The 25,480-nt window shown below is 55.9% G+C and carries 24 protein-coding genes; 14 read left to right on the top strand and 10 right to left on the bottom strand.

What is annotated here, in order from left to right; all coding sequences use genetic code 11:
* Positions 1-2 precede the first annotated feature (2 nt).
* The 6 genes from ileS to AC2FAP_RS14235 all read left to right on the top strand — a co-directional run bounded on the left by ileS (position 3) and on the right by AC2FAP_RS14235 (position 6,289).
* On the top strand, positions 3-2,819 hold the full coding sequence (gene ileS / locus AC2FAP_RS14260; protein WP_047955029.1) for an isoleucine--tRNA ligase: 2,817 nt from the start codon (positions 3-5) through the stop codon (positions 2,817-2,819).
* Positions 2,819-3,319 (top strand): signal peptidase II, encoded by a 501-nt coding sequence (lspA, locus tag AC2FAP_RS14255; protein WP_020882545.1) that lies wholly within the window; start codon positions 2,819-2,821, stop codon positions 3,317-3,319. Before ileS ends, lspA begins: the two co-directional genes overlap by 1 nt.
* Positions 3,320-3,411: 92 nt before the next feature.
* On the top strand, positions 3,412-3,861 hold the full coding sequence (fkpB, locus tag AC2FAP_RS14250) for an FKBP-type peptidyl-prolyl cis-trans isomerase (protein ID WP_020882546.1): 450 nt from the start codon (positions 3,412-3,414) through the stop codon (positions 3,859-3,861).
* A gap of 1 nt (position 3,862) precedes the next feature.
* On the top strand, positions 3,863-4,813 hold the full coding sequence (gene ispH, locus AC2FAP_RS14245; RefSeq protein ID WP_020882547.1) for a 4-hydroxy-3-methylbut-2-enyl diphosphate reductase: 951 nt from the start codon (positions 3,863-3,865) through the stop codon (positions 4,811-4,813).
* Between the two features lie 158 nt (positions 4,814-4,971).
* Positions 4,972-5,526 (top strand): glucose-6-phosphate isomerase family protein, encoded by a 555-nt coding sequence (locus AC2FAP_RS14240; protein WP_047955031.1) that lies wholly within the window; start codon positions 4,972-4,974, stop codon positions 5,524-5,526.
* Positions 5,519-6,289, top strand: a complete 771-nt coding sequence (locus AC2FAP_RS14235; RefSeq protein WP_020882549.1) for a glucose-6-phosphate isomerase family protein — start codon at positions 5,519-5,521, stop codon at positions 6,287-6,289. The genes AC2FAP_RS14240 and AC2FAP_RS14235 overlap by 8 nt, the downstream gene beginning before the upstream one ends.
* Before the next feature lie 26 nt (positions 6,290-6,315).
* On the opposite strand, the gene AC2FAP_RS14230 is transcribed toward AC2FAP_RS14235, so the two are convergent.
* Genes AC2FAP_RS14230 through AC2FAP_RS14210 form a run of 5 tightly spaced genes read right to left on the bottom strand, consistent with a single transcriptional unit; the run spans position 6,316 to position 10,619 of the window.
* A complete protein-coding gene (locus tag AC2FAP_RS14230) occupies positions 6,316-7,134 on the bottom strand; it encodes a PTS system mannose/fructose/sorbose family transporter subunit IID (protein WP_040018597.1) in 819 nt (272 codons plus the stop codon).
* The gene (locus AC2FAP_RS14225) at positions 7,134-7,931 is read right to left on the bottom strand and encodes a PTS mannose/fructose/sorbose/N-acetylgalactosamine transporter subunit IIC (RefSeq protein ID WP_449541916.1); all 798 of its coding nucleotides are present in this window, start codon (positions 7,929-7,931) and stop codon (positions 7,134-7,136) included. The genes AC2FAP_RS14230 and AC2FAP_RS14225 overlap by 1 nt, the downstream gene beginning before the upstream one ends.
* 10 nt (positions 7,932-7,941) lie before the next feature.
* On the bottom strand, positions 7,942-8,436 hold the full coding sequence (locus tag AC2FAP_RS14220) for a PTS sugar transporter subunit IIB (RefSeq protein ID WP_449541891.1): 495 nt from the start codon (positions 8,434-8,436) through the stop codon (positions 7,942-7,944).
* Between the two features lie 9 nt (positions 8,437-8,445).
* Positions 8,446-8,874: a PTS sugar transporter subunit IIA gene (locus AC2FAP_RS14215; RefSeq protein WP_449541890.1), complete on the bottom strand. Its 429-nt coding sequence runs from the start codon at positions 8,872-8,874 to the stop codon at positions 8,446-8,448.
* 2 nt (positions 8,875-8,876) lie between these two features.
* Positions 8,877-10,619, bottom strand: a complete 1,743-nt coding sequence (locus AC2FAP_RS14210; protein ID WP_449541889.1) for a class I mannose-6-phosphate isomerase — start codon at positions 10,617-10,619, stop codon at positions 8,877-8,879.
* 188 nt (positions 10,620-10,807) lie between these two features.
* Between AC2FAP_RS14210 and AC2FAP_RS14205 the strand changes: the two genes are divergently transcribed.
* The 8 genes from AC2FAP_RS14205 to folA all read left to right on the top strand — a co-directional run bounded on the left by AC2FAP_RS14205 (position 10,808) and on the right by folA (position 21,076).
* Positions 10,808-11,815 carry a LacI family DNA-binding transcriptional regulator gene (locus tag AC2FAP_RS14205; RefSeq protein ID WP_020882554.1) on the top strand — a complete coding sequence of 336 codons (1,008 nt, stop codon included), beginning with the start codon at positions 10,808-10,810 and terminating at the stop codon, positions 11,813-11,815.
* Between the two features lie 133 nt (positions 11,816-11,948).
* Positions 11,949-12,770, top strand: a complete 822-nt coding sequence (gene dapB / locus AC2FAP_RS14200) for a 4-hydroxy-tetrahydrodipicolinate reductase (protein ID WP_324285203.1) — start codon at positions 11,949-11,951, stop codon at positions 12,768-12,770.
* 454 nt (positions 12,771-13,224) lie between these two features.
* Positions 13,225-14,373, top strand: a complete 1,149-nt coding sequence (gene carA / locus AC2FAP_RS14195; RefSeq protein WP_020882556.1) for a glutamine-hydrolyzing carbamoyl-phosphate synthase small subunit — start codon at positions 13,225-13,227, stop codon at positions 14,371-14,373.
* Between the two features lie 18 nt (positions 14,374-14,391).
* Positions 14,392-17,616, top strand: a complete 3,225-nt coding sequence (gene carB, locus AC2FAP_RS14190) for a carbamoyl-phosphate synthase large subunit (protein ID WP_014168589.1) — start codon at positions 14,392-14,394, stop codon at positions 17,614-17,616.
* A gap of 138 nt (positions 17,617-17,754) precedes the next feature.
* Positions 17,755-17,988, top strand: coding sequence for a YgdI/YgdR family lipoprotein (locus AC2FAP_RS14185; protein WP_010427047.1), 234 nt, complete (start codon positions 17,755-17,757; stop codon positions 17,986-17,988).
* Between the two features lie 105 nt (positions 17,989-18,093).
* Positions 18,094-18,624 carry a glutathione-regulated potassium-efflux system oxidoreductase KefF gene (gene kefF / locus AC2FAP_RS14180; protein ID WP_020882557.1) on the top strand — a complete coding sequence of 177 codons (531 nt, stop codon included), beginning with the start codon at positions 18,094-18,096 and terminating at the stop codon, positions 18,622-18,624.
* Entirely contained in the window at positions 18,617-20,482 is a 1,866-nt protein-coding gene (gene kefC / locus AC2FAP_RS14175) for a glutathione-regulated potassium-efflux system protein KefC (RefSeq protein WP_020882558.1), read from the top strand. The genes kefF and kefC overlap by 8 nt, the downstream gene beginning before the upstream one ends.
* Before the next feature lie 114 nt (positions 20,483-20,596).
* Positions 20,597-21,076: a type 3 dihydrofolate reductase gene (gene folA, locus AC2FAP_RS14170; protein WP_008502023.1), complete on the top strand. Its 480-nt coding sequence runs from the start codon at positions 20,597-20,599 to the stop codon at positions 21,074-21,076.
* A gap of 39 nt (positions 21,077-21,115) precedes the next feature.
* On the opposite strand, the gene apaH is transcribed toward folA, so the two are convergent.
* Genes apaH through surA form a run of 5 tightly spaced genes read right to left on the bottom strand, consistent with a single transcriptional unit; the run spans position 21,116 to position 25,440 of the window.
* On the bottom strand, positions 21,116-21,964 hold the full coding sequence (gene apaH / locus AC2FAP_RS14165) for a bis(5'-nucleosyl)-tetraphosphatase (symmetrical) ApaH (RefSeq protein WP_014168593.1): 849 nt from the start codon (positions 21,962-21,964) through the stop codon (positions 21,116-21,118).
* 4 nt (positions 21,965-21,968) lie between these two features.
* Positions 21,969-22,346 (bottom strand): Co2+/Mg2+ efflux protein ApaG, encoded by a 378-nt coding sequence (gene apaG / locus AC2FAP_RS14160; protein ID WP_014168594.1) that lies wholly within the window; start codon positions 22,344-22,346, stop codon positions 21,969-21,971.
* 3 nt (positions 22,347-22,349) lie between these two features.
* Positions 22,350-23,171 carry a 16S rRNA (adenine(1518)-N(6)/adenine(1519)-N(6))-dimethyltransferase RsmA gene (gene rsmA, locus AC2FAP_RS14155; RefSeq protein ID WP_014168595.1) on the bottom strand — a complete coding sequence of 274 codons (822 nt, stop codon included), beginning with the start codon at positions 23,169-23,171 and terminating at the stop codon, positions 22,350-22,352.
* A complete protein-coding gene (gene pdxA / locus AC2FAP_RS14150) occupies positions 23,168-24,154 on the bottom strand; it encodes a 4-hydroxythreonine-4-phosphate dehydrogenase PdxA (RefSeq protein ID WP_047356970.1) in 987 nt (328 codons plus the stop codon). Before pdxA ends, rsmA begins: the two co-directional genes overlap by 4 nt.
* Positions 24,154-25,440, bottom strand: coding sequence for a peptidylprolyl isomerase SurA (surA, locus tag AC2FAP_RS14145; protein WP_014168597.1), 1,287 nt, complete (start codon positions 25,438-25,440; stop codon positions 24,154-24,156). The genes pdxA and surA overlap by 1 nt, the downstream gene beginning before the upstream one ends.
* Positions 25,441-25,480 lie beyond the last annotated feature (40 nt).

Below are 25,480 nucleotides of genomic sequence, written 5' to 3'. Positions count from 1 at the left end.
TGATGAGTGACTATAAATCAACCCTGAATTTGCCGGAAACAGGGTTCCCGATGCGCGGCGATCTCGCCAAGCGCGAACCGGGAATGCTGGCGCGTTGGACCGATGATGACCTGTACGGCATCATCCGTGCAGCCAAAAAAGGCAAAAAAACCTTCATTCTGCATGATGGCCCTCCATATGCGAATGGCAGCATTCATATTGGTCACTCTGTAAACAAGATTCTGAAAGACATTATCGTGAAGTCCAAAGGCCTCGCGGGATATGACTCGCCTTACGTTCCGGGCTGGGACTGCCATGGTCTGCCAATCGAACTGAAAGTTGAGCAAGAGTTTGGTAAGCCGGGTGAGAAGTTTACCGCGGCAGAATTCCGCGCAAAATGTCGCGAATACGCGGCCACGCAGGTTGACGGTCAGCGTCAGGACTTTATCCGCCTGGGCGTGCTGGGTGACTGGTCACGTCCGTACCTGACCATGGACTTCAAAACCGAAGCCAACATCATCCGTGCGCTGGGTAAAATCATCGGTAACGGCCATCTGCACAAAGGCGCGAAGCCGGTGCACTGGTGCGTGGACTGCCGTTCTGCGCTGGCAGAAGCGGAAGTGGAGTATTACGACAAAACCTCTCCGTCAATCGACGTGGCCTTCCACGCGGTCGATCAGGAGGCGGTGAAAGCCAAATTTGGCGTGACCTCTGTCAATGGCCCCATCTCGCTGGTTATCTGGACCACCACCCCGTGGACACTGCCAGCAAACCGCGCGATCTCCCTGTCCGGTGAGTTCGAGTACGCGCTGGTGCAGGTAGACGGTCAGGCGCTGATCCTGGCGAAAGATCTGGTTGAAAGCGTGCTGAAACGCGCGAATATCGCCGACTACACCGTGCTGGGCACCGTGAAAGGTGACGCGCTGGAGCTGATGCGCTTCAAACACCCGTTCCTTGACTTCGATGTGCCGGCGATTCTGGGCGATCACGTGACGCTGGATGCGGGTACCGGTGCGGTACATACCGCCGGTGGCCACGGTCCTGACGACTACAGCATCAGCCTGAAATACGGTCTTGAAATCGCTAACCCGGTTGGTCCTGACGGTTCTTACCTGCCAGGCACCTACCCGGCGCTGGACGGTATCAACGTCTTCAAAGCGAACGACATCATCGTTGACATGCTGCGCACCAGCGGCGCGCTGCTGCACGTTGAGAAAATGCAGCACAGCTATCCGTGCTGCTGGCGTCACAAATCACCGATCATCTTCCGTGCGACCCCACAGTGGTTCATCAGCATGGATCAGAAAGGCCTGCGCGAGCAGTCCCTGAAAGAGATCAAAGGCGTGCAGTGGATCCCGGACTGGGGTCAGGCGCGTATCGAATCCATGGTTGCTAACCGTCCTGACTGGTGTATCTCCCGTCAGCGTACCTGGGGCGTGCCAATGTCTCTGTTCGTGCACAAAGAGACACAGGAACTGCACCCGAACACCCTGGCGCTGATGGAAGAAGTCGCGAAGCGTGTTGAAGTTGACGGCATTCAGGCATGGTGGGATCTCGATTCCCGCGACATCCTGGGCGCTGATGCAGACAACTACGAGAAAGTGCCTGATACCCTGGACGTGTGGTTTGACTCCGGTTCAACGCACGCGTCTGTTGTTGACGTGCGTCCGGAATTTGCCGGCCACGCGGCAGATATGTATCTGGAAGGTTCTGACCAACACCGTGGCTGGTTCATGTCATCGCTGATGATTTCCACCGCCATGAAAGGTAAAGCACCGTATCGCCAGGTGCTGACCCACGGTTTCACCGTGGATGGTCAGGGCCGTAAGATGTCTAAATCGATCGGTAACACCGTCTCTCCGCAGGACGTGATGAACAAACTGGGCGCGGACATTCTGCGTCTGTGGGTTGCTTCTACCGACTATACCGGCGAAATGGCGGTGTCGGACGAGATCCTGAAACGTGCTGCCGACAGCTATCGTCGTATCCGTAACACCGCGCGCTTCCTGCTGGCGAACCTGAACGGGTTCGATCCGGTAAAAGATATGGTGAAACCGGAAGAGATGGTGGTGCTGGATCGCTGGGCAGTAGGCTGCGCGAAAGCGGCACAGGAAGATATCCTGAAGGCTTACGAATCTTATGATTTCCACGAAGTGGTGCAGCGCCTGATGCGCTTCTGCTCCATCGAGATGGGCTCGTTCTACCTCGACATCATCAAAGACCGCCAGTACACCGCGAAAGCGGACAGCGTGGCGCGTCGTAGCTGCCAGACTGCGCTGTTCCACATCGCAGAAGCGCTGGTTCGCTGGATGGCACCGATCATGTCCTTCACCGCAGATGAAATCTGGGGTTACCTGCCAGGCGACCGTGAGAAGTATGTCTTCACCGGCGAGTGGTATGAAGGTCTGTTCGATCTCTCCAGCACCGAAGCGATGAACGATGCCTTCTGGGACGAGCTGCTGAAAGTGCGTGGCGAAGTGAACAAGGTTATCGAGCAGGCGCGTGCTGACAAGAAAGTCGGCGGCTCGCTGGAAGCGGCAGTTACCCTGTACGCCGAGCCAGAGCTGGCGGCGAAACTGACGGCGCTGGGCGATGAATTACGATTTGTCCTGTTGACCTCCGGTGCGAAAGTTGCGGATTATGCCCAGGCGTCTGCTGATGCACAGCAGAGCGAACTGCTCAAAGGACTGAAAGTCGCACTGAGCAAAGCCGAAGGTGATAAATGCCCGCGTTGCTGGCATTACACCACTGATGTCGGCCAGGTGGCGGAACACGCAGATATCTGCGGACGCTGTGTCAGCAACGTCGCCGGTGACGGCGAGAAACGTAAGTTTGCCTGATGAGTAAAACTCTCTGTTCAACAGGACTGCGCTGGCTGTGGCTGGTGGTGGTAGTGCTGATTATCGATCTGGGCAGCAAGTTCCTGATCCTCCAGAATTTTGCTCTGGGGGAGACGGTGTCGCTGTTCCCGTCGCTTAACCTGCATTACGCACGTAACTACGGTGCGGCGTTTAGTTTCCTTGCTGACAGCGGTGGCTGGCAGCGCTGGTTCTTTGCAGGTATCGCTATCGGTATCTGTGTGGTGCTATCGCTGCTGATGTACCGTTCGAAGGCAACACAAAAGCTAAATAACATCGCCTATGCGCTGATTATCGGTGGCGCGCTGGGCAACCTGTTTGATCGCCTGTGGCACGGCTTTGTGGTCGATATGATCGACTTCTATGTCGGCGACTGGCACTTCGCGACCTTTAACCTCGCCGACAGCGCAATTTGCATCGGCGCGGCGTTAATCGTGCTGGAAGGCTTCTTGCCGAACGCGGCCGCGAAGAAACAGGCTTAAATGTAAATGCCGGGTGGCGCATGCGCCCCCGGCCTACAGAATGTCTGGCCTCCCGTCTCTCACCGGGGGGTCAAAACAAGCGAGCAATTTGCATGTCTAAATCCGTACAGAGCAACAGCGCGGTTCTCGTTCATTTCACGCTGAAACTGGATGATGGCTCCACGGCTGAATCCACCCGCAATAACGGCAAACCCGCCCTGTTTCGTCTCGGCGACACCTCCCTGTCTGAAGGTCTTGAGCAACAGCTGCTTGGCCTGAAAGAAGGCGAGAAAAAGGCATTTTCGCTGGAGCCGGATGCCGCGTTTGGCGTGCCAAGCCCGGACCTTGTTCAGTACTTCTCGCGCCGCGAGTTTATGGATGCAGGTGAGCCGGAAATCGGGGCGATCATGCTCTTTACCGCTATGGATGGCAGCGAAATGCCTGGCGTGATCCGCGAAATCAATGGTGACTCCATCACCGTTGACTTCAACCATCCGCTTGCCGGGCGCACCGTCCATTTTGATATTGAAGTGCTGGAGATCGATCCGGTACTGGAGGCCTGAAATGCAGATCCTGTTGGCTAACCCGCGCGGCTTTTGCGCCGGTGTAGACCGCGCTATCAGCATTGTTGAAAACGCGCTCGAGATTTACGGCGCGCCGATTTATGTGCGTCACGAAGTGGTGCATAACCGTTATGTCGTCGACAGCCTGCGCGAGCGTGGCGCGATCTTCATTGAGCAGATCAGCGAAGTGCCTGACGGCGCGATCCTGATTTTCTCCGCGCACGGGGTTTCTCAGGCGGTGCGTAACGAAGCGAAAAGCCGCGATCTGACCGTGTTCGACGCCACCTGCCCATTAGTGACCAAAGTGCATATGGAAGTGGCGCGCGCCAGCCGTCGTGGTGAAGAGTCGATCCTGATTGGCCATGCCGGCCACCCGGAAGTCGAAGGTACCATGGGCCAGTACAGCAACCCGGAAGGGGGGATGTACCTGGTGGAGTCGCCGGAAGATGTGTTTACGCTGAACGTCAAAAATGAAACGCGTCTCTCGTTTATGACCCAGACGACGCTCTCCGTTGACGATACGTCGGACGTGATTGACGCCCTGCGCCAGCGCTTCCCGAAAATCGTCGGCCCGCGTAAGGACGACATTTGCTACGCCACCACCAATCGCCAGGAAGCGGTGCGTGCTCTGGCTGAACAGGCGGACGTGGTGCTGGTTGTCGGTTCGAAAAATTCCTCTAACTCCAACCGTCTGGCTGAACTTGCGCAGCGAATGGGGAAAGCGGCCTATCTGATTGATGATTCCAGCGATATCCAGGAAGCGTGGGTGAAAAACGTGGCCTGTGTCGGGGTAACCGCCGGCGCCTCGGCTCCGGATATCCTGGTGCAGAACGTGATTTCCCGTCTGCAGGAACTGGGCGGCGGCGAAGCGGTCCCGCTGGAAGGACGCGAAGAGAATATTGTTTTCGAGGTCCCGAAAGAGCTGCGTATCGACGCACGCGAAGTCGAGTAAGTTTCCTCGCGCATGACCCGAATGCCGGCCACGTCAGTGGCCGGCATTTTTATTGCTGATTAACTGTGATTCACCTGACACATTGCGCCTTTGATGCGCAGGTTAATCGTTTAAATTGTTATGCTGGGCGGGTTGTTCTCCTCGGGCCGGAGAAGACGATGACTTCAGATATTATCCTGCCGCCTCTGGTGGCCTGGGCCAGTGGTACACTTGCCCGCGGCGCACTTATTCTTAAATCCACACGCCTTGCCGATCTCAATGGTTTGTTTGCCGATCGAGACGCCTGGGCACAATGCGATCCGCATCAGACGGTGTATGACGTCGAAATGCTGGAATCGCCTGCACAGGAAGGGGCGTTGTTTGTCGGCGTTACCCATTTACATGCAGGTAAAATTGGCCGGGAATTCTTTATGACCCGCGGCCATTTTCATCAACGTCGTGAACAGGGCGAAGTCTATTTTGGACTGCGGGGAAGTGGCCTGCTTTTACTCCAGACGACATCCGGCGAAACCCATCTGGAGTGCGTGATGCCGGGATCCGTCCATATTATTGCGCCTTTTACCGCCCACCGTTTGATCAATACCGGTGAGACCACGCTCTCTTCACTCGCGGTCTGGCCCGCCGTCGCCGGACACGACTATGCCGCATTACCCCACGGTTTTGCCGTGCGGGTATTGGCCACTGACGGTGGCTGGGAGGTTCAGAATGGATAACTTTGGGCTCGACATGACCATCACCCGACACCCGCTGGGGTTCAGCTACGGTGAGGACGTCACTGGCCCGATGCCAGAGATCCGTAAGCTTGATGAGATCCGCGCGTCGTTACGGGATCCTGACTGCTCAGGCCCGGAAGACGTTTATGCTATTGCGATGGATGTCGCCCGTCTGGCAGACCGGCAGGAGCTGAAAAAACGCATGCTGCTGTTTGGGGTCGTGACCTACGCGACGGGAACGCTGGGTGAAGAGCCGATCCGCAGCCAGGGGCATGTACACCGTAAAAGCCGTCACAGCGGCTGGTCTCCGCCCGAGCTGTATGAAATCTGGCAGGGGCGCGCCATTATCTATATGCAGGAGTATGTTGCGGACGATCCCGGGCGCTGTTTCGCCGTACTGGCCGGGCCGGGCGAAAAGGTGCTGGTTCCGCCTGGCTGGGGGCATGCCACTATCTCTGCCTCGCCGGATGAACCGCTGACCTTCGGTGCGTGGTGCGACAGGGAATATGGTTTTGAATATGATGCCGTGCGGGCGCGTAAAGGACTGGCCTGGTATCCGCTGCTGCAGGGGAGCCATATCATCTGGCAGCACAACACGCATTATCTGCCGGGGCGGCTACAGATGATCACACCGCGTCGCTACAGCGAATTCGGCCTGACGGATGAGCCTGTCTATACGCAATTTATTGCCGATCCTGCTCGCTTTCAGTTTATCTCTCGCCCGGATAAAGTGGCCGAACTGTGGCATAACTTCCACCCATAAAAAACCGGGGCATTGCCCCGGCTGTCTTATCCAGCAAACAGACCTGACGCGACGCCCAGCGCCGCCAGCGCAAGCAACACAATCATGGCCCTGACCGGGGAGACGCCACGTTTCGCCATCAGATACCAGGTGCCCAGCACCACCAGAAGCGGTAATAGCTGCGGGAAGATACCGTCAAGCATCTGCTGAACATGGATGTTAACCCCGTCACGGGTGATAAATTCCAGTCCGGTGCCCAGCTTAACGTAGCTTGCCGCCACGCCGCCCATCACAAATACACCCAGCAGAGACAAAGCTTCGCGCAGTCGCGTTGACTTGCTGCTCACCAGCATCTCGACCGATCCTGAGCCCATCTGGTAGCCTTTCAGAAACAGAAACCAGGATCCCGGGATAATGATGGCCAGCCAGGCGACGGTGTAGAACAACGGGCCAAGAACATTTCCTCCGGCGGCAAGTGCCATACCGATGCTCAGCAAAATGGGGATCAGCATGCCGGGGATCATTGAGTCACCAATCCCCGCGATTGGTCCCATCAGCCCCACCTTCAGGGTATTGATCGTTTCGCCATCAATGGGCTCGCCGTTGGCTTTTTTCTCTTCCAGCCCAAGCGCCATACCGTTTACGATGGCACCGATCTGCGGCTCCGTGTTGTAAAACGAGGCGTGTCGGCGCAGCATCTCGGTGCGCTGGGCGGCATCCGGGTAGAGTTTTTTGGCGACCGGTAACATGCTCAGACAGAAGCCGAACGATTCCAGACGCTCGAAGCTCATCGAAGAGAGGTTATGCATCATCCACGCTCGCCAGCAGCGGCGCAGATCTTTTCGGGTCAGTTTACGGTCTTCCATCAGAATTCATCCTCATCGTCGGCGGGCCTACCCGGCGTGACAGCCTGCGGCGCTTCCGGCTTGTAGTTGTAATGAATTAACGCCAGCAGGGCGCCCACAATCACCAGCGCCACCATGTTGAGCTTCAGGAACACAATGCATATGAAGCCCACCAGGAAGTAGATCAGCATGCTGTAGCTTTTGATGATCTGCTTAAGCAGGATGGCGATCCCAATGGCCGGTAAGATGCCCCCCAGCACGTTCATGGTCGAAAGTACGATGCCGGGCAGGCTGTCCATAAACCCGCTGATGTACTGCGCGCCAAAATAGACGGCGATAAACGTTGGCACAAAGCGCAGAACAAAGTTCATCACCTGCGGCCAGACCGCGCTGTTAAGATAAATTCCGCGCTCATCCCCGCGCTCAAGCGCCACGTCGGCGCGGTGGTTCCAGAACGAGTTCAATACCATCATGGCGTTAAACAGTATCGTTCCGGCAATGCCAATGGTCGCCGCCAGCGCCACGGCCACCTCTGGCCCTTTGCCCGACAGAATCCCCAGCGCGATAGCAGGATAAGCGACAAAATTGAGGTCGGCAGGCATTGAACCGCCGGGGGTGACCATCGCGATATAAACGGCCTGCACCGCCACACCAATCATGATCCCGGTTTTAACGTCGCCCAGAATCAGGCCCACCAGCATCCCCGAAACCAGCGGGCGGGAGATGAGATACCAGCCGCCCGTCAGGCCAAACAGCCAGGGACTACTGAGTGCACCGAGATAGCAAAGCAGACCGATGAGAGAAGCTTCGAAAATCATCATGCGCTCCTTATTTCAGTTTTTGCCGGGCGTCCTGCCAGCTGTAAAAACTGGCATCGGGCACCAGACGAAACTCAATGGCATGCCCCTGTTCAGTCAGCCAGTCAAAGGCTGCTGCCTCCTCTGGCGTTACGGACTGATTAGGGCCAATGGTGATGGTGTTGGCGCGGGCACTCATTGGCCCGACGTTAATTTTGCCATTGCCGTTCTTCAGGCTTATGCCTGCCTGTTCAAGGCGTTGCAGGGTGGCAGGCGATTTGCCAATCACGAAGTAGCGCTTATCGCTGGCAATCACTTTCGGCAGCTTTTCGATGGCGGTCAGGGTATCGAACAGCCACACTCTGGTATCTGACACCGCGCCTTTCATTACCGACGAGAGCAGCGGATCGGCCGCGACGGCATCGTCAATTGCCACGATGCCATCACAGGGCAGCTCTTTGGCCCAGCGTGTGACGAGCTGCCCGTGGATCACCCGGTCGTCAATACGTACAAACGAAATGCTCATATAAGCTCCTTAGAAATCGTCGTTCTGGGCGGATTCCACCCGTTTTGCCTGAACCAGGGTGGGCTGCGTTAATTCGATGAGCTGCGCGGCGGCGGCATGGACATCCCGGGCCATCAGAATGTCGTCGGTGAGCAAGAGCATGGGGAAGTTGACTCCTGCCACCACGGCGACCGGCGGATGCGTCTGGGGATTAAACGCGTATTCGCAGGCCACATTCCACGGTGTACCACTCTGCATATCGCACAGGACGACGATGCCGTCTGCGCCCGCACCTGCGCGGTGGTATGCCGCAGCGAAATCACAGCGAAACCCCGCTATGCCAGCCTGTGCGTTCAGACATACCGCCTGTCGATGAGGAAGATCGCCATACACCATTTTTCCGCTTTCCAGCAGGGCGGTGGCCAGCGGGCCGTGTGTCGCCACAATAATGTGAATCATGGTTAACCTCTTACCCAGGCTTTAATGGTGGCAATGGATTTACCGCAGCTCGGCCCTGACGGAGAAATACGGTATTCGCCTGCGTCAGCGGGGACGATAAACGTTTCTGCGTAGTGCACGACGAACGGGGCGAATGCGCCGCCGGGGCTGTCTACCGTCGCCTCTTCACCTTCAACAAGATTAAGGACATTCACGCCTCCGTGGGGGGAGTGCGTCACCGGTTCACTGAACCAGTGGCGACGCGTTTCGATGAATTCACGCTCGTGAAGCCCGGTCCGCTCTTCGCGCCAGCCGGTGCCTTCGCCGAGGGGTTCACACTGATTCACAAGATGCTGTTCGACCCACTTCGTATCGCGTTGCCAGTCGATCACCTTTTCGCCATGCGCCAGATGAACCGGGCGGGGCTGCCCATCCATTCCCAGCCGTCCCCAGTCCCAGAGCTTGAAGGTGAAAATGTAAGGCGTGGCGCTGATCTCAAGTACCACGGTTCCTGCTCCAGAACAGTGAACCGTACCGGCGGGGATCAAAAAATGATCGTGCTTGTTCGCCGCAAGATGATTGACGAAGCGGGCGTCGTCGAACGGCTTTTCACCGCGACTGGCCCGTCTGAGGTCGTCCATCATCGCTTCGGGCCGGGTACCCGTTCGGGTCCCCAGATACACCTGAGCCCCTGGCTCTGCCTCAAGGATGTAATAGCTCTCATCCTGGGTGTAATGCATACCAAAATGCTGCTGTATGTACTCCGTGGTCGGATGTACCTGAAAACTCAGGTTCTGCCCGCCGAGGGTATCAAGCAGGTCAAAGCGGATGGGAAATTCCGCGCCAAAACGGGCATGCACTTTTTCACCCAGCAGCGCCCGGGGGTGCAGCAGCACCAAATCCTGAGAGGGGATCTCGATCCGCACCGCGCCGTAACGAAGCAACAGGCTGTTTTCCTCGGGCACGCAGTCAAAACACCATGCGTAGTTAGGCGCAGAGGGATCGAGATCGAATTTCTGTTTCATCCATTGTCCGCCCCAGATGCCGGGGTCGAAAAAGGGCACTACACGAAAAGGACGTTGGGTGGTGTGTTGCAACCCGGCGCGCAGTGCATCGCCGCCGACCATCGCCGGATCATCCGCCTGGGTGGTATCCAGGAGATAATCAGTACGCCGTAGCAGCGGGGTTTTGTGACGATCGAATACGCGCCATTCAATGAAAAAGGCGCGTTTGTAGCGACGCAGAATATCCTCGTGTTGGTTCGCTGCGCCCCAGTTAGCCAGTTCACCGCTGCGCATGCGCTGCTGGATCTCCCAGCGCGGTAAATCGGCGTAGACCAGAATATCGCCTGCATTAACCAGCGCGGCACCCGGCCCGTAAATAACGATTATCCCTTCGCGGCACAGTTCGACCTGCGCCTGCAACGCCTCGCGTTTCACCGGGTCGATGAATTCCTCGAGCTGGTGGCAGGAGAGCACGCCGAAGACGCGGTCGTCAGTGAGATGTCGAGCCAGCAACCCGCTTAAAGCATGTTCGTCGAGACGCATCTGTTCGGCATTGAGCGTCAGCGTGGCCCCCAATGCTGGCAGCAGTTTTGTCTCCAGTTCCTCCAGCCTGACGCCGGGGTAGCAGTCAATGACCAGCACGGTTCGTGTATATTGACCCGCTCTGTGGGTAAGCTCGCGCACAATCGCGTCCCAGCCCTGCCAGGCACAATCGTCATACCCCTCTACTGCGACTTCCGGGAATTTATCGTAAGTTGCCATCTTTTCTCTCCGTCTTCGTTGCTTAAGGTTATTCGATTAACCTTGTTTGGGAAGGGTGATTAACGCGATTAACCCGCCAGTTCTGGCGATAAGTGGCGAAAAGGCGGCCATTATGTGAAGAGGCTCACGCGCAAAAGTGCAAAATTGAGGTTATTCGATTAATCTGATGTGAACGACAAGGAGCGATCATGACGGGTATCACGCTGGCTGATGTGGCAAAACGCGCCGGGGTTTCAACCGCCACCGTATCAATGGTGCTGTGTAATAAAGGGCGGATCTCGCAACGGACCCGGGAGCGCGTACTTCAGGCGCTGGATGAATCGGGCTATGTTTACAATCAGACGGCAGCCAACCTGCGAAACCGCAGCAGTAATCAGGTGGGGCTCCTGTTGCATGACATCACGAACCCTTTTTATGGCGAAATGACGGCAGGTCTAAGCCATGAGATGGAACGCCACGACCTTCTGCTGTTTCTGGCAAACAGCGAAGAGTCGTCCGAGCGACAGCAAAAGTTTGTGGATTCGCTGATGCGTAACAACGTCTGTGGCATGGTGCTGTGTGCCGCGCGAGAAACCCCGCAGGCCTTTTTCGATGGTCTTAAGCGACGCAATATTCCGGCAATTATGGTCGTGCGACCGCTAAACGATCCGGACTTTGATTTTGTGGGAACCGATAACTTCCTTGGCACCCAAATGGCGACAGAGCATCTTCTGAGGATGGGGCATCGTCAGATTGCCTTTATCGGCGGTAGCCTGAATTCGGGGTCTCGCGCTCAGCGTATTGGCGGATTTACCAGTAAATTACTGGAGTATGGTGTAACGCCGAATCCCGAATGGATCGTCACCTCACAGGCAAGCCAGAGTGATGGCGCGCGCGTGGCGGAAGCGTTGTTGATGAACCATCCGCAGATTACCGCGGCAGTGTGTTATCAGGACATTGTTGCCCTTGGCGTTATGCAGTGTTTACGCAAAATGGGGCGCGAGCCGGGACGCCATTTTGCCCTGGTGGGCTTTGACGATATTACCGAGGCCGGGCTGGTACAGCCTGCACTGACTACCGTCTCCGTTGCCGCGAAGGAGATAGGGCGTAAGGCCGGCGAGTTGCTTTTCAGCCGGATACAGGGGAACCGGGAGCCGGCGAAACGCATTATTTTACCGCCCGCGCTGGTGGTCCGCGAATCATGCGGTTTTCGCTGAAGATTATGCCTTTTGCTGATATTTCTTCCTGTTTATCATTAAATTCTAATTATCGTCGTTTTCAGTTGGCAGCATCTGCAAAGGCTGGTTAATCTGAAAACGGTTTACATCATTTTAACGTAAGAGAATAACTATGCATGATGCACAGATCCGTGTCGCCATTGCGGGCGCGGGTGGACGTATGGGTCGCCAGCTGATTCAGGCGGCACTACAGATGGATGGCGTGGCACTGGGCGCGGCGCTGGAGCGTGACGGCTCATCGTTGCTTGGCGCTGACGCGGGTGAGCTGGCGGGCGCGGGTAAGACAGGCGTTACCGTGCAGAGCAGCCTGGAGGCGGTAAAAAATGACTTTGATGTGTTCATCGATTTTACCCGTCCGGAAGGCACGCTCACGCATCTGGCATTTTGCCGTCAGCACGGTAAAGGAATGGTGATCGGCACCACCGGTTTTGATGATGCCGGGAAGCAGGCCATTCAGGATGCCTCACACGAGATTGCGATTGTCTTCGCCGCAAACTTTAGCGTGGGGGTGAACGTCATGCTGAAGCTGCTGGAGAAGGCAGCGAAGGTCATGGGCAGTTATACCGACATTGAGATTGTTGAAGCGCACCATCGTTATAAAGTCGACGCGCCATCCGGTACGGCGCTGGCGATGGGGGAAGCGATTGCTCATGCACTGGATAAAGATTTGAAAGACTGCGCGGTCTACACCCGTGAAGGGCACACCGGTGAACGTGTTCCCGGCACGATTGGTTTTGCTACCGTCCGCGCGGGCGATATCGTCGGCGAACATACGGCGATGTTCGCCGATATTGGGGAACGCGTCGAGATTACGCATAAGGCATCCAGCCGGATGACGTTTGCAAATGGCGCTGTACGCTCCGCCTTGTGGTTAAAAGGCAAGAAAGAGGGTCTTTTTGATATGCGAGACGTGCTCGATCTCAACAATTTGTAACCGTTATTACCCATCGTGATGTGGTTATTGCAGTCGTAATGCTTTGATTGCATAGGGCAATATTTTATTGCCCTTTTATTTTATGTCTTTCATCATGATTTTCTGAATTTACAAGCTAAAGTTCATCTCTTCTTCGTGTTTTGTGTTATCTGGATGTAAATTTTGACCGTCTGGTCCACTTTTTGATGCCACGAAGCGGCCTTTCCCATTAAACTTGCTGCGCAAGCGTTTTCCGCAGTGATTTACCTGATCTTTTTGCCGCTTAAGCTCTCCTGGCTCTCTCAGGCTCGCAAAAGAATATGACAAATCTCCGTTTTAAGTTGACTTTTAGCCACCAAATCCCCAGAATGCCGCCGTTTGCCAAAAATCCGCTGGCAACACATTTGCATTGATTCATGACGCGGTTATGAATTAATATGCAGATAAAGTGAGTGAATATTCTCTGGAGGGTGTTTTGATTAAGTCAGCGCTATTGGTTCTGGAAGACGGAACCCAGTTTATCGGTCGGGCCATAGGGGCAACGGGTTCGGCGGTTGGGGAAGTCGTTTTCAATACTTCAATGACCGGTTATCAAGAAATCCTCACTGATCCTTCCTATTCTCGCCAAATCGTTACTCTTACTTATCCTCATATCGGCAATGTCGGCACCAATGCTGCTGACGAAGAATCCTCTCAGGTACATGCGCAAGGCCTGGTCATTCGCGACCTGCCGCTGATTGCCAGCAACTACCGCAATACCGAGGACCTCTCTTCCTACCTGAAGCGCCATAACATCGTGGCGATTGCTGATATCGATACCCGTAAGCTGACGCGTCTGCTGCGCGAGAAGGGTGCACAAAACGGTTGTATCATCGCAGGAGATAACCTCGATGCAGCCCTGGCGCTGGAAAAAGCGAAAGCTTTCCCGGGTCTGAACGGCATGGACCTGGCGAAAGAAGTGACCACAGCAGAAGCCTATAGCTGGACGCAGGGAAGCTGGACGCTGGCGGGAGACCTGCCGGAAGCGAAAAAAGAGAGCGACCTGCCATTCCACGTGGTGGCGTACGATTTTGGTGCCAAGCGCAACATCCTGCGTATGCTGGTCGACCGCGGCTGCCGCCTGACGGTTGTCCCGGCGAAAACCTCTGCTGAAGAGGTACTGAAGATGAATCCGGACGGTATCTTCCTGTCCAACGGTCCTGGCGACCCGGCACCGTGCGATTACGCTATCGACGCCATTAAATCCTTCCTGGAAACCGATATCCCGGTATTCGGCATCTGTCTGGGTCATCAGCTGCTGGCGCTGGCGAGCGGTGCCAACACCGTGAAGATGAAGTTCGGTCACCACGGTGGGAACCACCCGGTGAAAGATATCGATAACAACACGGTAATGATTACGGCACAGAACCACGGCTTCGCAGTGGATGAGGCGTCAATGCCGGCTAACCTGCGCGTGACCCACAAGTCTCTGTTCGATGGCACCCTGCAGGGGATTCATCGTACCGATAAGCCAGCGTTCAGCTTCCAGGGTCACCCTGAAGCCAGCCCGGGCCCGCACGATGCCGCGCCGCTGTTCGATCACTTCATCGAACTTATTGAGCAATACCGTAAGACCGCTAAATAATCAGGAGCCGAGAAGACCATGCCAAAACGTACAGACATAAAAAGCATCCTGATCCTTGGCGCTGGCCCGATTGTGATCGGCCAGGCCTGCGAATTCGACTACTCCGGTGCCCAGGCGTGTAAAGCCCTGCGCGAAGAGGGTTACCGCGTTATCCTGGTGAACTCTAACCCGGCCACCATCATGACCGACCCGGAAATGGCGGATGCAACCTACATCGAGCCGATTCACTGGGAAGTGGTACGCAAAATCATCGAAAAAGAGCGTCCGGACGCGGTTCTGCCTACCATGGGCGGCCAGACGGCGCTGAACTGCGCGCTGGAGCTGGAGCGTCAGGGCGTGCTGGAAGAGTTCGGCGTGACCATGATTGGTGCGACAGCCGATGCCATTGATAAAGCTGAAGACCGTCGTCGCTTCGACGTGGCGATGAAGAAAATCGGCCTCGACACCGCGCGTTCCGGTATCGCACATACCATGGAAGAAGCGCTGGCTGTGGCGGCTGACGTTGGTTATCCGTGCATCATCCGTCCATCCTTCACCATGGGTGGCACCGGCGGCGGTATCGCCTACAACCGCGAAGAGTTCGAAGAGATTTGTGAACGCGGTCTGGATCTCTCCCCCACCAAAGAGCTGCTGATTGATGAATCGCTGATTGGCTGGAAAGAGTACGAGATGGAAGTGGTGCGTGATAAAAACGACAACTGCATCATCGTCTGCTCCATCGAAAACTTCGATGCGATGGGTATCCACACCGGCGACTCCATCACCGTAGCGCCAGCCCAGACGCTGACCGACAAAGAGTATCAAATCATGCGTAACGCCTCGATGGCGGTACTGCGTGAAATCGGCGTAGAGACGGGTGGCTCTAACGTTCAGTTTGCCGTGAACCCGAAAAACGGTCGCCTGATTGTTATCGAAATGAACCCGCGTGTTTCTCGTTCCTCCGCGCTGGCCTCGAAAGCCACCGGCTTCCCGATTGCGAAAGTGGCCGCGAAACTGGCGGTGGGATATACCCTCGATGAGCTGATGAACGACATCACCGGTGGCCGCACTCCAGCGTCCTTCGAGCCGTCCATCGACTACGTCGTGACCAAGATCCCTCGCTTTAACTTCGAGAAGTTCGCTGGCGCAAACGACCGTCTGACCACGCAGATGAAATCTGTTGGCGAAGTGATGGCGATTGGGCGTACTCAGCAGGAATCCCTGCAGAAAGCGCTGCGCGGCCTGGAAGTGGGAGCCACGGGTTTTGACCCGAAAGTGAGCCTGGAAGACCCTGAAGCGCTGACCAAAATTCGCCGCGAGCTGAAAGACGCAGGCGCAGAGCGTATCTGGTACATCGCCGATGCGTTCCGTGCGGGCCTCTCTGTTGATGGCGTGTTCAACCTGACCAACATCGACCGCTGGTTCCTGGTGCAGATTGAAGAGCTGGTACGTCTGGAAGAAAGAGTCGCGGACCTGGGCATCAATGGCCTGGACGCTGACTTCCTGCGCGTACTGAAGCGTAAAGGCTTCGCCGATGCGCGTCTGGCCAAACTGGCGGGCGTACGTGAAGCGGAAATCCGCAAGCTGCGTGACCAGTATGACTTGCACCCGGTCTACAAACGCGTGGATACCTGTGCAGCGGAGTTCGCGACCGACACCGCTTACATGTACTCCACGTATGAAGATGAGTGTGAAGCGAATCCGTCCGTCGACCGCGACAAGATTATGGTGCTGGGCGGCGGTCCTAACCGTATCGGCCAGGGCATCGAGTTTGACTACTGCTGCGTTCACGCCTCCCTGGCACTGCGCGAAGACGGTTACGAGACCATCATGGTCAACTGTAACCCGGAAACCGTGTCGACCGACTACGATACCTCCGACCGCCTCTACTTTGAGCCGGTAACGCTGGAAGATGTGCTGGAAATCGTGCGTATCGAGAAGCCTAAAGGCGTTATCGTGCAATACGGTGGCCAGACCCCACTGAAACTGGCGCGCGCGCTGGAAGCCGCTGGTGTGCCGGTAATCGGTACCAGCCCGGATGCAATCGACCGTGCAGAAGACCGTGAACGTTTCCAGCAGGCGGTTGACCGTCTGAAGCTGAAACAGCCGGCCAATGCCACCGTCACCGCTATCGAGATGGCTGTTGAGAAGGCGAAAGAGATTGGCTACCCGCTGGTGGTACGTCCTTCGTACGTGCTGGGCGGCCGCGCGATGGAAATCGTCTACGACGAAGCTGACCTGCGTCGCTACTTCCAGACGGCAGTGAGCGTGTCCAACGATGCGCCGGTTCTGCTCGACCGCTTCCTCGACGATGCCGTTGAAGTGGATGTGGATGCCATCTGTGACGGCGAAATGGTGCTGATTGGCGGTATCATGGAGCACATCGAACAGGCAGGCGTTCACTCCGGTGACTCCGCATGTTCCCTGCCAGCGTACACCCTGAGCCAGGAAATTCAGGACGTGATGCGCCAGCAGGTGCAGAAGCTGGCCTTCGAACTGCAGGTTCGCGGTCTGATGAACGTCCAGTTCGCTGTCAAAGACAACGAAGTCTACCTGATTGAAGTGAACCCGCGTGCAGCACGTACCGTACCGTTCGTCTCTAAAGCTACCGGTGTTCCGCTGGCGAAAGTGGCGGCGCGCGTGATGGCGGGCCAGACGCTGGCACAGCAGGGCGTGACGAAAGAAATTATCCCACCGTACTACTCGGTGAAAGAAGTGGTACTGCCGTTCAACAAATTCCCGGGCGTCGACCCGCTGTTAGGGCCAGAAATGCGTTCTACCGGGGAAGTGATGGGCGTGGGCCGCACCTTCGCAGAAGCGTTCGCGAAGGCGCAGTTAGGCAGTAACTCCACCATGAAAAAATCTGGCCGTGCGCTGCTCTCTGTTCGCGAAGGCGATAAAGAGCGCGTGGTTGACCTGGCGGCTAAGCTGCTGAAACAGGGCTTCGAGCTGGATGCAACCCACGGCACGGCCATTGTGCTGGGTGAAGCGGGCATTAATCCGCGTCTGGTGAACAAGGTGCATGAAGGTCGTCCGCACATTCAGGATCGCATCAAGAATGGCGAATACACCTACATCATTAACACCACCGCAGGTCGTCAGGCGATTGAAGACTCCAAGCTGATTCGCCGCAGCGCGCTGCAGTACAAAGTGCATTACGACACTACCCTGAACGGTGGTTTCGCCACCGCGATGGCACTGAACGCTGATGCCACCGAGAAGGTGATTTCCGTTCAGGAAATGCACGCCCAGATTAACAAGTAAGCCAACATACCCGGCAGTATTCGCTGCCGGGTATTATTCCCACCTTCAGAACCTTCTGGTTTTCCAACCGCATTCAGTCAGTTAGCCTAAAATGGTTAGGTCGATAACGAAATTCAACTGAGAGCAGGGGAAAACACCATGCAAAATAAACTTCTGATCGCGTCCGTTCTGGCTGCCACCGCCATGTTTACCGTTGCGGGCTGTTCATCTAATCAGGCAGTAAAAACCACGGATGGCCGTACGATAGTGACTGACGGTAAGCCGCAGGTCGATGATGACACCGGTCTGGTTTCCTATAAAAACGCCGAAACGGGTCAAACTGAACAGATCAACCGTGACCAGGTGAAATCCATGGGCGAACTGGATAACTAGTTCAGATTTCTGACGTTAGCCCGTCAATAATATTCACTATTAGCCTGTTGAATTACTGACTACACTCTTTTGGTAAAAGAAGGCAGTAAAACAACAGGCTAATTAATGATTCTGATAATTTACGCACATCCGTATCCGCATCACTCGCATGCAAATAAACGGATGCTTGAGCAGGTAAGGACGCTTGATAACGTAGAGATACGTTCCCTCTATCAACTTTATCCCGATTTTAATATCGATATCGCCGCCGAACAGGAGGCGCTCTCTCGTGCCGATTTAATTATCTGGCAGCATCCGATGCAATGGTACAGCACCCCTCCGCTCCTCAAACTGTGGATCGATAAAGTCTTTTCCCACGGCTGGGCGTATGGCCACAACGGTCACGCGCTTAAAGGCAAAAGCCTGATGTGGGCCGTGACCACCGGCGGGGGAGAAAGCCACTTCGATATTGGTGCTTTCCCGGGCTTTGAGGTGCTGTCACAGCCGCTGCAGGCGACGGCGCTCTATTGTGGGCTGAACTGGCTCCCTCCTTTTGCGATGCACTGTACGTTCGTTTGCGATGATGAGACGTTGCAGGCGCAGGCACGCCATTATAAACAACGGTTACTTGAGTGGCAGGAGGCGAACAATGGATAGCCATACGCTGATACAGGCGCTGATTTACCTCGGCGCGGCTGCGCTGATTGTGCCCGTGGCGGTACGTCTGGGGCTGGGTTCGGTGCTGGGTTACCTGATTGCCGGCTGTGTCATTGGACCGTGGGGCTTCCGTCTGGTGACCGATGCCGAGGCGATTCTCCATTTTGCTGAGATCGGCGTCGTGCTGATGCTGTTTGTAATTGGCCTGGAGCTGGATCCCCGGCGGTTATGGAAACTGCGCGCTTCGGTATTTGGTGGGGGAGCGTTGCAGATGGTGGCCTGTGGTCTGCTGCTGGGTGGGTTCTGTATCCTGCTGGGCATGGACTGGAAAGTTGCGACACTCATCGGCCTGACGCTGGCACTCTCCTCAACGGCCATTGCCATGCAGGCAATGAACGAGCGTAACCTGACGGTCTCTCAGATGGGGCGCAGCGCGTTTTCGGTGCTGCTGTTCCAGGATATTGCCGCCATCCCGCTGGTGGCGATGATCCCGCTGCTGGCCGCAAGCGGTGCTTCAACGACCATGGGGGCTTTTGCGCTTTCTGCGCTGAAAGTGGTTGGTGCCCTGGCGCTGGTTATTCTGCTTGGCCGCTACGTGACCCGACCACTGCTGCGCTTTGTCGCTCGCTCCGGCCTGCGTGAAGTTTTCAGTGCCGTTGCGCTGTTCCTGGTGTTTGGCTTTGGTTTGCTGCTCGAGGAAGCCGGCCTATCGATGGCTATGGGGGCGTTCCTGGCAGGGGTGCTGCTGGCCAGCTCTGAATATCGCCATGCGCTGGAAAGTGATATCGAGCCGTTTAAGGGATTATTGCTGGGGCTGTTTTTCATCGGCGTTGGGATGTCTATCGACTTTGGCACGCTGGTAACGCATCCGCTGCGGATCCTCATCCTGCTGGTCGGTTTCCTGGTCATTAAGATGGGCATGCTGTGGCTGATAGCGCGTCCATTAACGGTGCCCAACAAGCAGCGTCGTTGGTTTGCCGTACTGCTGGGGCAGGGGAGTGAGTTTGCATTCGTGGTCTTTGGCGCGGCGCAGATGGCCAACGTACTGGATGCTGAGTGGGCGAAAGCGCTGACGCTTGCCGTCGCACTGTCGATGGCCGCAACGCCTGTTCTGCTGGTGGTGCTGGCGCGTCTGGAAAAAACGGGGAGCGAGCAAGAACGCGAAGCCGACGAGATCGACGAGGAGCAGCCACGGGTGATCATCGCCGGGTTTGGTCGCTTCGGGCAGATCGTGGGCCGTTTGCTGTTGTCGAGCGGGGTCAAAATGGTGATCCTCGACCACGATCCCGACCATGTTGAGACCCTGCGGAAATTCGACATGAAAGTGTTTTACGGGGATGCAACGCGTGTCGATCTTCTGGAGTCCGCCGGGGCGGCGAAAGCCGAAGTGTTGATTAACGCAATCGACGATCCGGAGACCAGCATGCAGATGGTGGAGCTGGTCAAGGAACACTTCCCCGAGCTGACCATTATCTCTCGCGCCCGCGATGTGGATCACTACATCCGGCTGCGTCAGGCAGGGGTGGAGGCGCCAGAGCGTGAAACGTTCGAAGGTGCGCTCAAGTCTGGCCGGATGGCGCTGGAAAATCTGGGGCTAGGGGCCTATGAAGCACGTGAACGTGCGGACCTGTTCCGCCGCTTTAACACCGAGATGGTGGAAGAGATGGTGGCGATGGCGGGCAGCACAGCCACCGAGCGTGCAGCGGTGTTTAAACGCACCAGCGCGATGCTGACGGAAATCATTAACGAGGACCGCAATCACCTGTCGCTTATCCAGCGTCACGGCTGGCAGGGCACGGAAGAGGGCAAGCATACCGGCGATCCGGCGGACGAACCGGAGAGTAAACCTTCCGCGTGAAGTGGAGTTGCCAGCAATATTAAAAAATTTCTCTATCTTTACTCAGCCGCCAGTCGACGAAAGATTAAGCTTTCCGTATAGTGGCGGCAATTTTTTGCATCCGGGAAATTTTCAATGATCAGTCTGATTGCAGCGCTGGCGGTGGACCGTGTTATCGGTATGGAAAATGCCATGCCGTGGAACCTGCCTGCCGATCTCGCATGGTTTAAACGTACTACGTTAAACAAGCCGGTAGTGATGGGCCGCCTGACCTGGGAGTCGATTGGTCGTCCATTACCGGGCCGTAAAAATATCGTTATCAGTAGCCAGCCTGGCACTGACGATCGCGTCGAATGGGTGAAGTCCGTAGACGAGGCCATTGCCGCATGCGGTAATGCCGAGGAGATCATGGTGATTGGCGGTGGGCGTGTGTACGAACAGTTCCTGCCTAAAGCACAGAAGCTGTATCTGACCCACATTGATGCTGAAGTGGAAGGGGATACGCATTTCCCGGACTACGATCCTGATGAGTGGGAATCTGTCTTCAGTGAATTCCACGACGCGGATGCGCAGAACTCCCACAGCTACTGCTTCGAAATTCTGGAACGTCGCTAAGTGAATGTCCCTCTCCCGTCTGGGGGAGGGAAATCCTCATCAGGAGGCAACGGCCTCGTCTTCCCCTAAGTCCAGCTGTCGGTTGGATGGCTGAACAAAGTACGTTTTATCTTCCCAGCGCAAGCAGGTTAACTCTCCACCCCAGCAGCAGCCGGTATCGAGACCGTAGATCCCCTCCGGTGTGCCTTTTCCTTCAAGCGACGCCCAGTGGCCAAACACCACGTTATAGGCGTTGGTCACCGGACCGGGAATGGCAAACCACGGTTTAAGAGGCGCAGGGGCGCTTTCCGGTGTCTCTTTGCAATACATATCTAGCTGCCCGTTCGGGAAGCAAAAACGCATGCGGGTGAAAGCGTTCGTAATAAAGCGCAGGCGGGCCAGACCGCTAAGGTCTTCGCTCCAGTGATTCGGCATATCGCCGTACATCGCGTCGAGGAAGAAAGGATACGAGTCGCTTGCCAGCACCGCTTCAACGTCACGCGCACAGGTTTTCGCCGTCTCAAGATCCCACTGAGGGGTGATCCCGGCATGCGCCATGACCAGTTTTTTCTCTTCATCGATCTGCAGCAGCGGCTGGCGGCGTAGCCAGTTGATGAGAACATCCGCGTCCGGGGCATCCAGCAAAGGCGAGAGACGATCTTTGGGTTTGTTGCGACTGATCCCGGCAAAGACGGCCAGCAAATGCAGATCGTGGTTGCCCAGTACCATGCGCACGCTGTCGCCCAGTGATTTGACGAAGCGTAGAACGTCCAGCGAGCCAGGGCCACGCGCCACTAAATCGCCCGTCAGCCAGAGCGTATCTTGTCCAGGCGTAAAGTCGACCTGTTTTAACAATGCGATCAGTTCATCGTAGCAACCGTGAACGTCGCCAATCAGATATGTAGACATTAGATTAATGAATGAGTGTTGTAACGGCGAGACGGAACACAGGAATAGCAACGCGGAACACATTGCCATCGACGTCGACCATTTCGTAATGGCCCTGCATGGTGCCCAGCGGCGTTTCGATCACGGCACCGCTGGTATATTGATACTCTTCGCCAGGGTCGATGTGGGGCTGTTCACCAACCACACCTTCACCCTGAACTTCGATTTCGCGACCGTTGCCATTGGTGATAAGCCAGTAGCGCCCAAGCAGTTGCACAGGCATCCGCCCCAGATTGCGAATGGTCACGGTGTAAGCGAAGACAAAACGTTCTTCATCCGGTGAGGACTGGGATTCAACATAAACGCTTTGTACATGGACACATACGCGGGGCGAATCAATCATGGCTTAACTCTCCTTCGGCGGCGCATTTTCGCTGATGTAATTAGCCAGCTTGCAGTACTGTTCTACGGAAATATTTTCTGCACGCATTGCCGGGTCAATACCCAACTCAGTCAGCACTTCAACGGTAAACAGATTGCCCAGGCTGTTACGGATCGTTTTACGGCGCTGGTTAAAGGCTTCCGTAGTAATGCGGCTTAGCACGCGCAGGTCTTTCACCGGGTACGGCATTATTTTATGCGGTACAAGACGCACTACCGCAGAGTCCACTTTTGGTGGCGGCGTAAAGGCGGTTGGCGGTACTTCGAGCACCGGGATCACGTTGCAGAAATATTGCGCCATCACGCTCAAACGACCATACGCTTTACTGTTCGGCCCTGCAACCAGACGGTTAACCACCTCTTTTTGCAACATGAAGTGCATGTCGGCAATGGCATCAGTATAGCTAAACAGGTGGAACATTAGCGGTGTGGAAATGTTGTACGGCAGGTTACCGAACACGCGCAGCGGTTGGCCCATTTTTTCCGACAGCTCACCAAAGTTCATGGTCATGGCATCCTGCTGATAAATCGTCAGCTTTGGCCCCAGGAACGGATGAGTTTGCAGGCGTGCGGCGAGATCGCGATCGAGTTCGATAACGGTCAGTTCGTCCAGGCGTTCGCCTACGGGTTCAGTCAGAGCGGCAAGACCCGGGCCGATTTCGACCATAGCCTGACCTTTCTGCGGATTAATGGCAGACACGATACTGTCGATCACGAACTGATCGTTGAGGAAGTTTTGCCCGAAGCGTTTTCGGGCTAAGTGGCCCTGATGGACTCGATTAGTCATTGAGTATTAACAATCATTTTGATGGCGAGATTAAGCGCCGTAATAAAACTGCCGACATCCGCTTTCCCCTGGCCTGCCAGATCCAGCGCAGTACCGTGGTCAACGGACGTTCGAATAAAAGGTAAACCGAGGGTGATATTCACCCCGCGGCCAAAGCCCTGGTATTTTAGCACGGGCAGGCCTTGATCGTGGTACATCGCGAGCACGGCGTCCGCATTATCCAGGTATTTTGGCTGGAAAAGGGTATCGGCAGGCAACGGCCCGCTTAAGTTCATCCCTTTTGCCCGCATTTCTTCAAGCACCGGAATAATGGTGTCAATCTCTTCGGTACCCATATGTCCGCCTTCACCGGCGTGCGGGTTCAGCCCGCAGACCAGCACATGCGGCTGTTTGATGCCGAATTTGGTTTGCAGGTCGTGATGCAGGATCCCGATGATCTCCCGTAAAAGAGACGGAGTAATGGCATCCGGAATGGCCCTGATGGGCAAATGGGTCGTCACGAGGGCAACGCGCATTGCTTCTGTCGCCAGCATCATAACCACTTTCGGGCTGTGCGAGCGCTCTTCAAAGAACTCCGTGTGCCCGGTAAACGGTATCCCCGCCTCGTTGATAACGCCTTTGTGCACGGGACCGGTGATCAGGGCGGCAAATTCGCCCTTCAGGCAACCGTCGCAGGCACGCGCCAGCGTCTCTACAACATAGTGGCCGTTTTCGGTACTGATCTGACCCGGGATGACGGGAGTACGAAGTGGAACAGGAAGAAGCGTAAGCGTGCCGGCTTGCTGTGGTGCAGGCTGCTGGCCTTCAACGTAGGGGATGAGCGTTAAAGGCAGACCGAGCAGCGTTGCCCGGTCTTGTAACAGTGTTGCATCAGCGCAGACAACCAGTTCCACCGGCCAGCTGCGCTGGGCGAGCTGGACAACGAGGTCAGGCCCAATCCCGGCAGGTTCGCCGGGAGTGATCACAACACGATGCTGTTTCATTAGTTGCTCAGTACTTTCACATAAGCGCTGGCGCGTTGTTCCTGCATCCAGGTTGCTGCTTCTTCAGAGAACTTACGGTTAAACAGCATGCGGTAGGCTCTGTCTTTCTGCGCCGCGTCCGTTTTATCAACATTGCGGGTATCCAACAGTTCGATCAGATGCCAGCCGAAGGAGGAGTGCACCGGGGCGCTCATCTGGCCTTTGTTCAGCTTCATCAGTGCGTCACGGAACGCAGGATCGTAGATATCTGCGGCCGCCCAGCCCAGATCGCCGCCCTGATTAGCAGAGCCGGGATCCTGAGAGAACTCTTTCGCGGCATTCGCAAACGAGGTTTTTCCGCTCTTGATGTCTGCAGCAATCTGTTGCAGTTTCACGCGCGCCTGATCGTCAGTCATGATAGGTGACGGCTTGAGGAGAATATGGCGAGCGTGAACTTCGGTAACCGAAATGTTCTGACTCTGACCGCGCAGATCGTTCACTTTCAGGATGTGGAAGCCCACGCCTGAACGGATGGGACCCACGATGTCACCTTTCTTCGCCGTGCTCAGCGCCTGGGCAAAGATGGAAGGCAGCTCCTGGATACGTCCCCAGCCCATCTGGCCGCCTTTCAGCGCCTGTTGGTCAGCGGAGTAGGTGATGGCCAGTTTGCCAAAGTCACCGCCGTTACGTGCCTGCTCGACAATCGAACGCGCCTGGCTTTCAGCTTCCGCAGCCTGGTCGGAGGTTGGGTTCTCTGGCAGCGGGATCAGAATGTGGCTCAGGTTCAGTTCGGTGCTGGCGTCGTTCTGGTTACCCACCTGTTTTGCCAGCGCGTCCACTTCCTGAGGCAGGATCGTGACGCGACGACGGACTTCATTGTTGCGCACTTCCGAAATCAGCATCTCTTTACGGATCTGATTACGGTACGTTGCATAGCTGATGCCATCATAGGCCAGACGGCTGCGCATCTGGTCCAGGCTCATGTTGTTCTGCTTCGCGATGTTAGCAATGGCCTGATCGAGCTGCTCGTCAGTGACCTTCACACCCATTTTCTGACCCATTTGCAGGACAATCTGATCCATGATCAGACGTTCCAGGATCTGATGGCGCAGGGTAGCGTCATCCGGGAGTTGCTGACCTGCTTCACCCGAATTGAGCTTCACAGATTTCATCAAACCGTCAACGTCGCTTTCGAGCACGACGCCGTTGTTAACCACAGCGGCGACCTTATCAACAACCTGGGGGGCCGCGAAGCTGGTATTCGCAACCATAGCGACACCGAGCAGCAGCGTTTTCCAGTTCTTCATACTTTTTCCATTTCAATTAACCGCAAAGCGGATTACGTTG

Source organism: Enterobacter cloacae complex sp. 394I7 (assembly GCF_057320345.1).
This window is presented reverse-complemented; position numbering and strand designations above follow the sequence as displayed.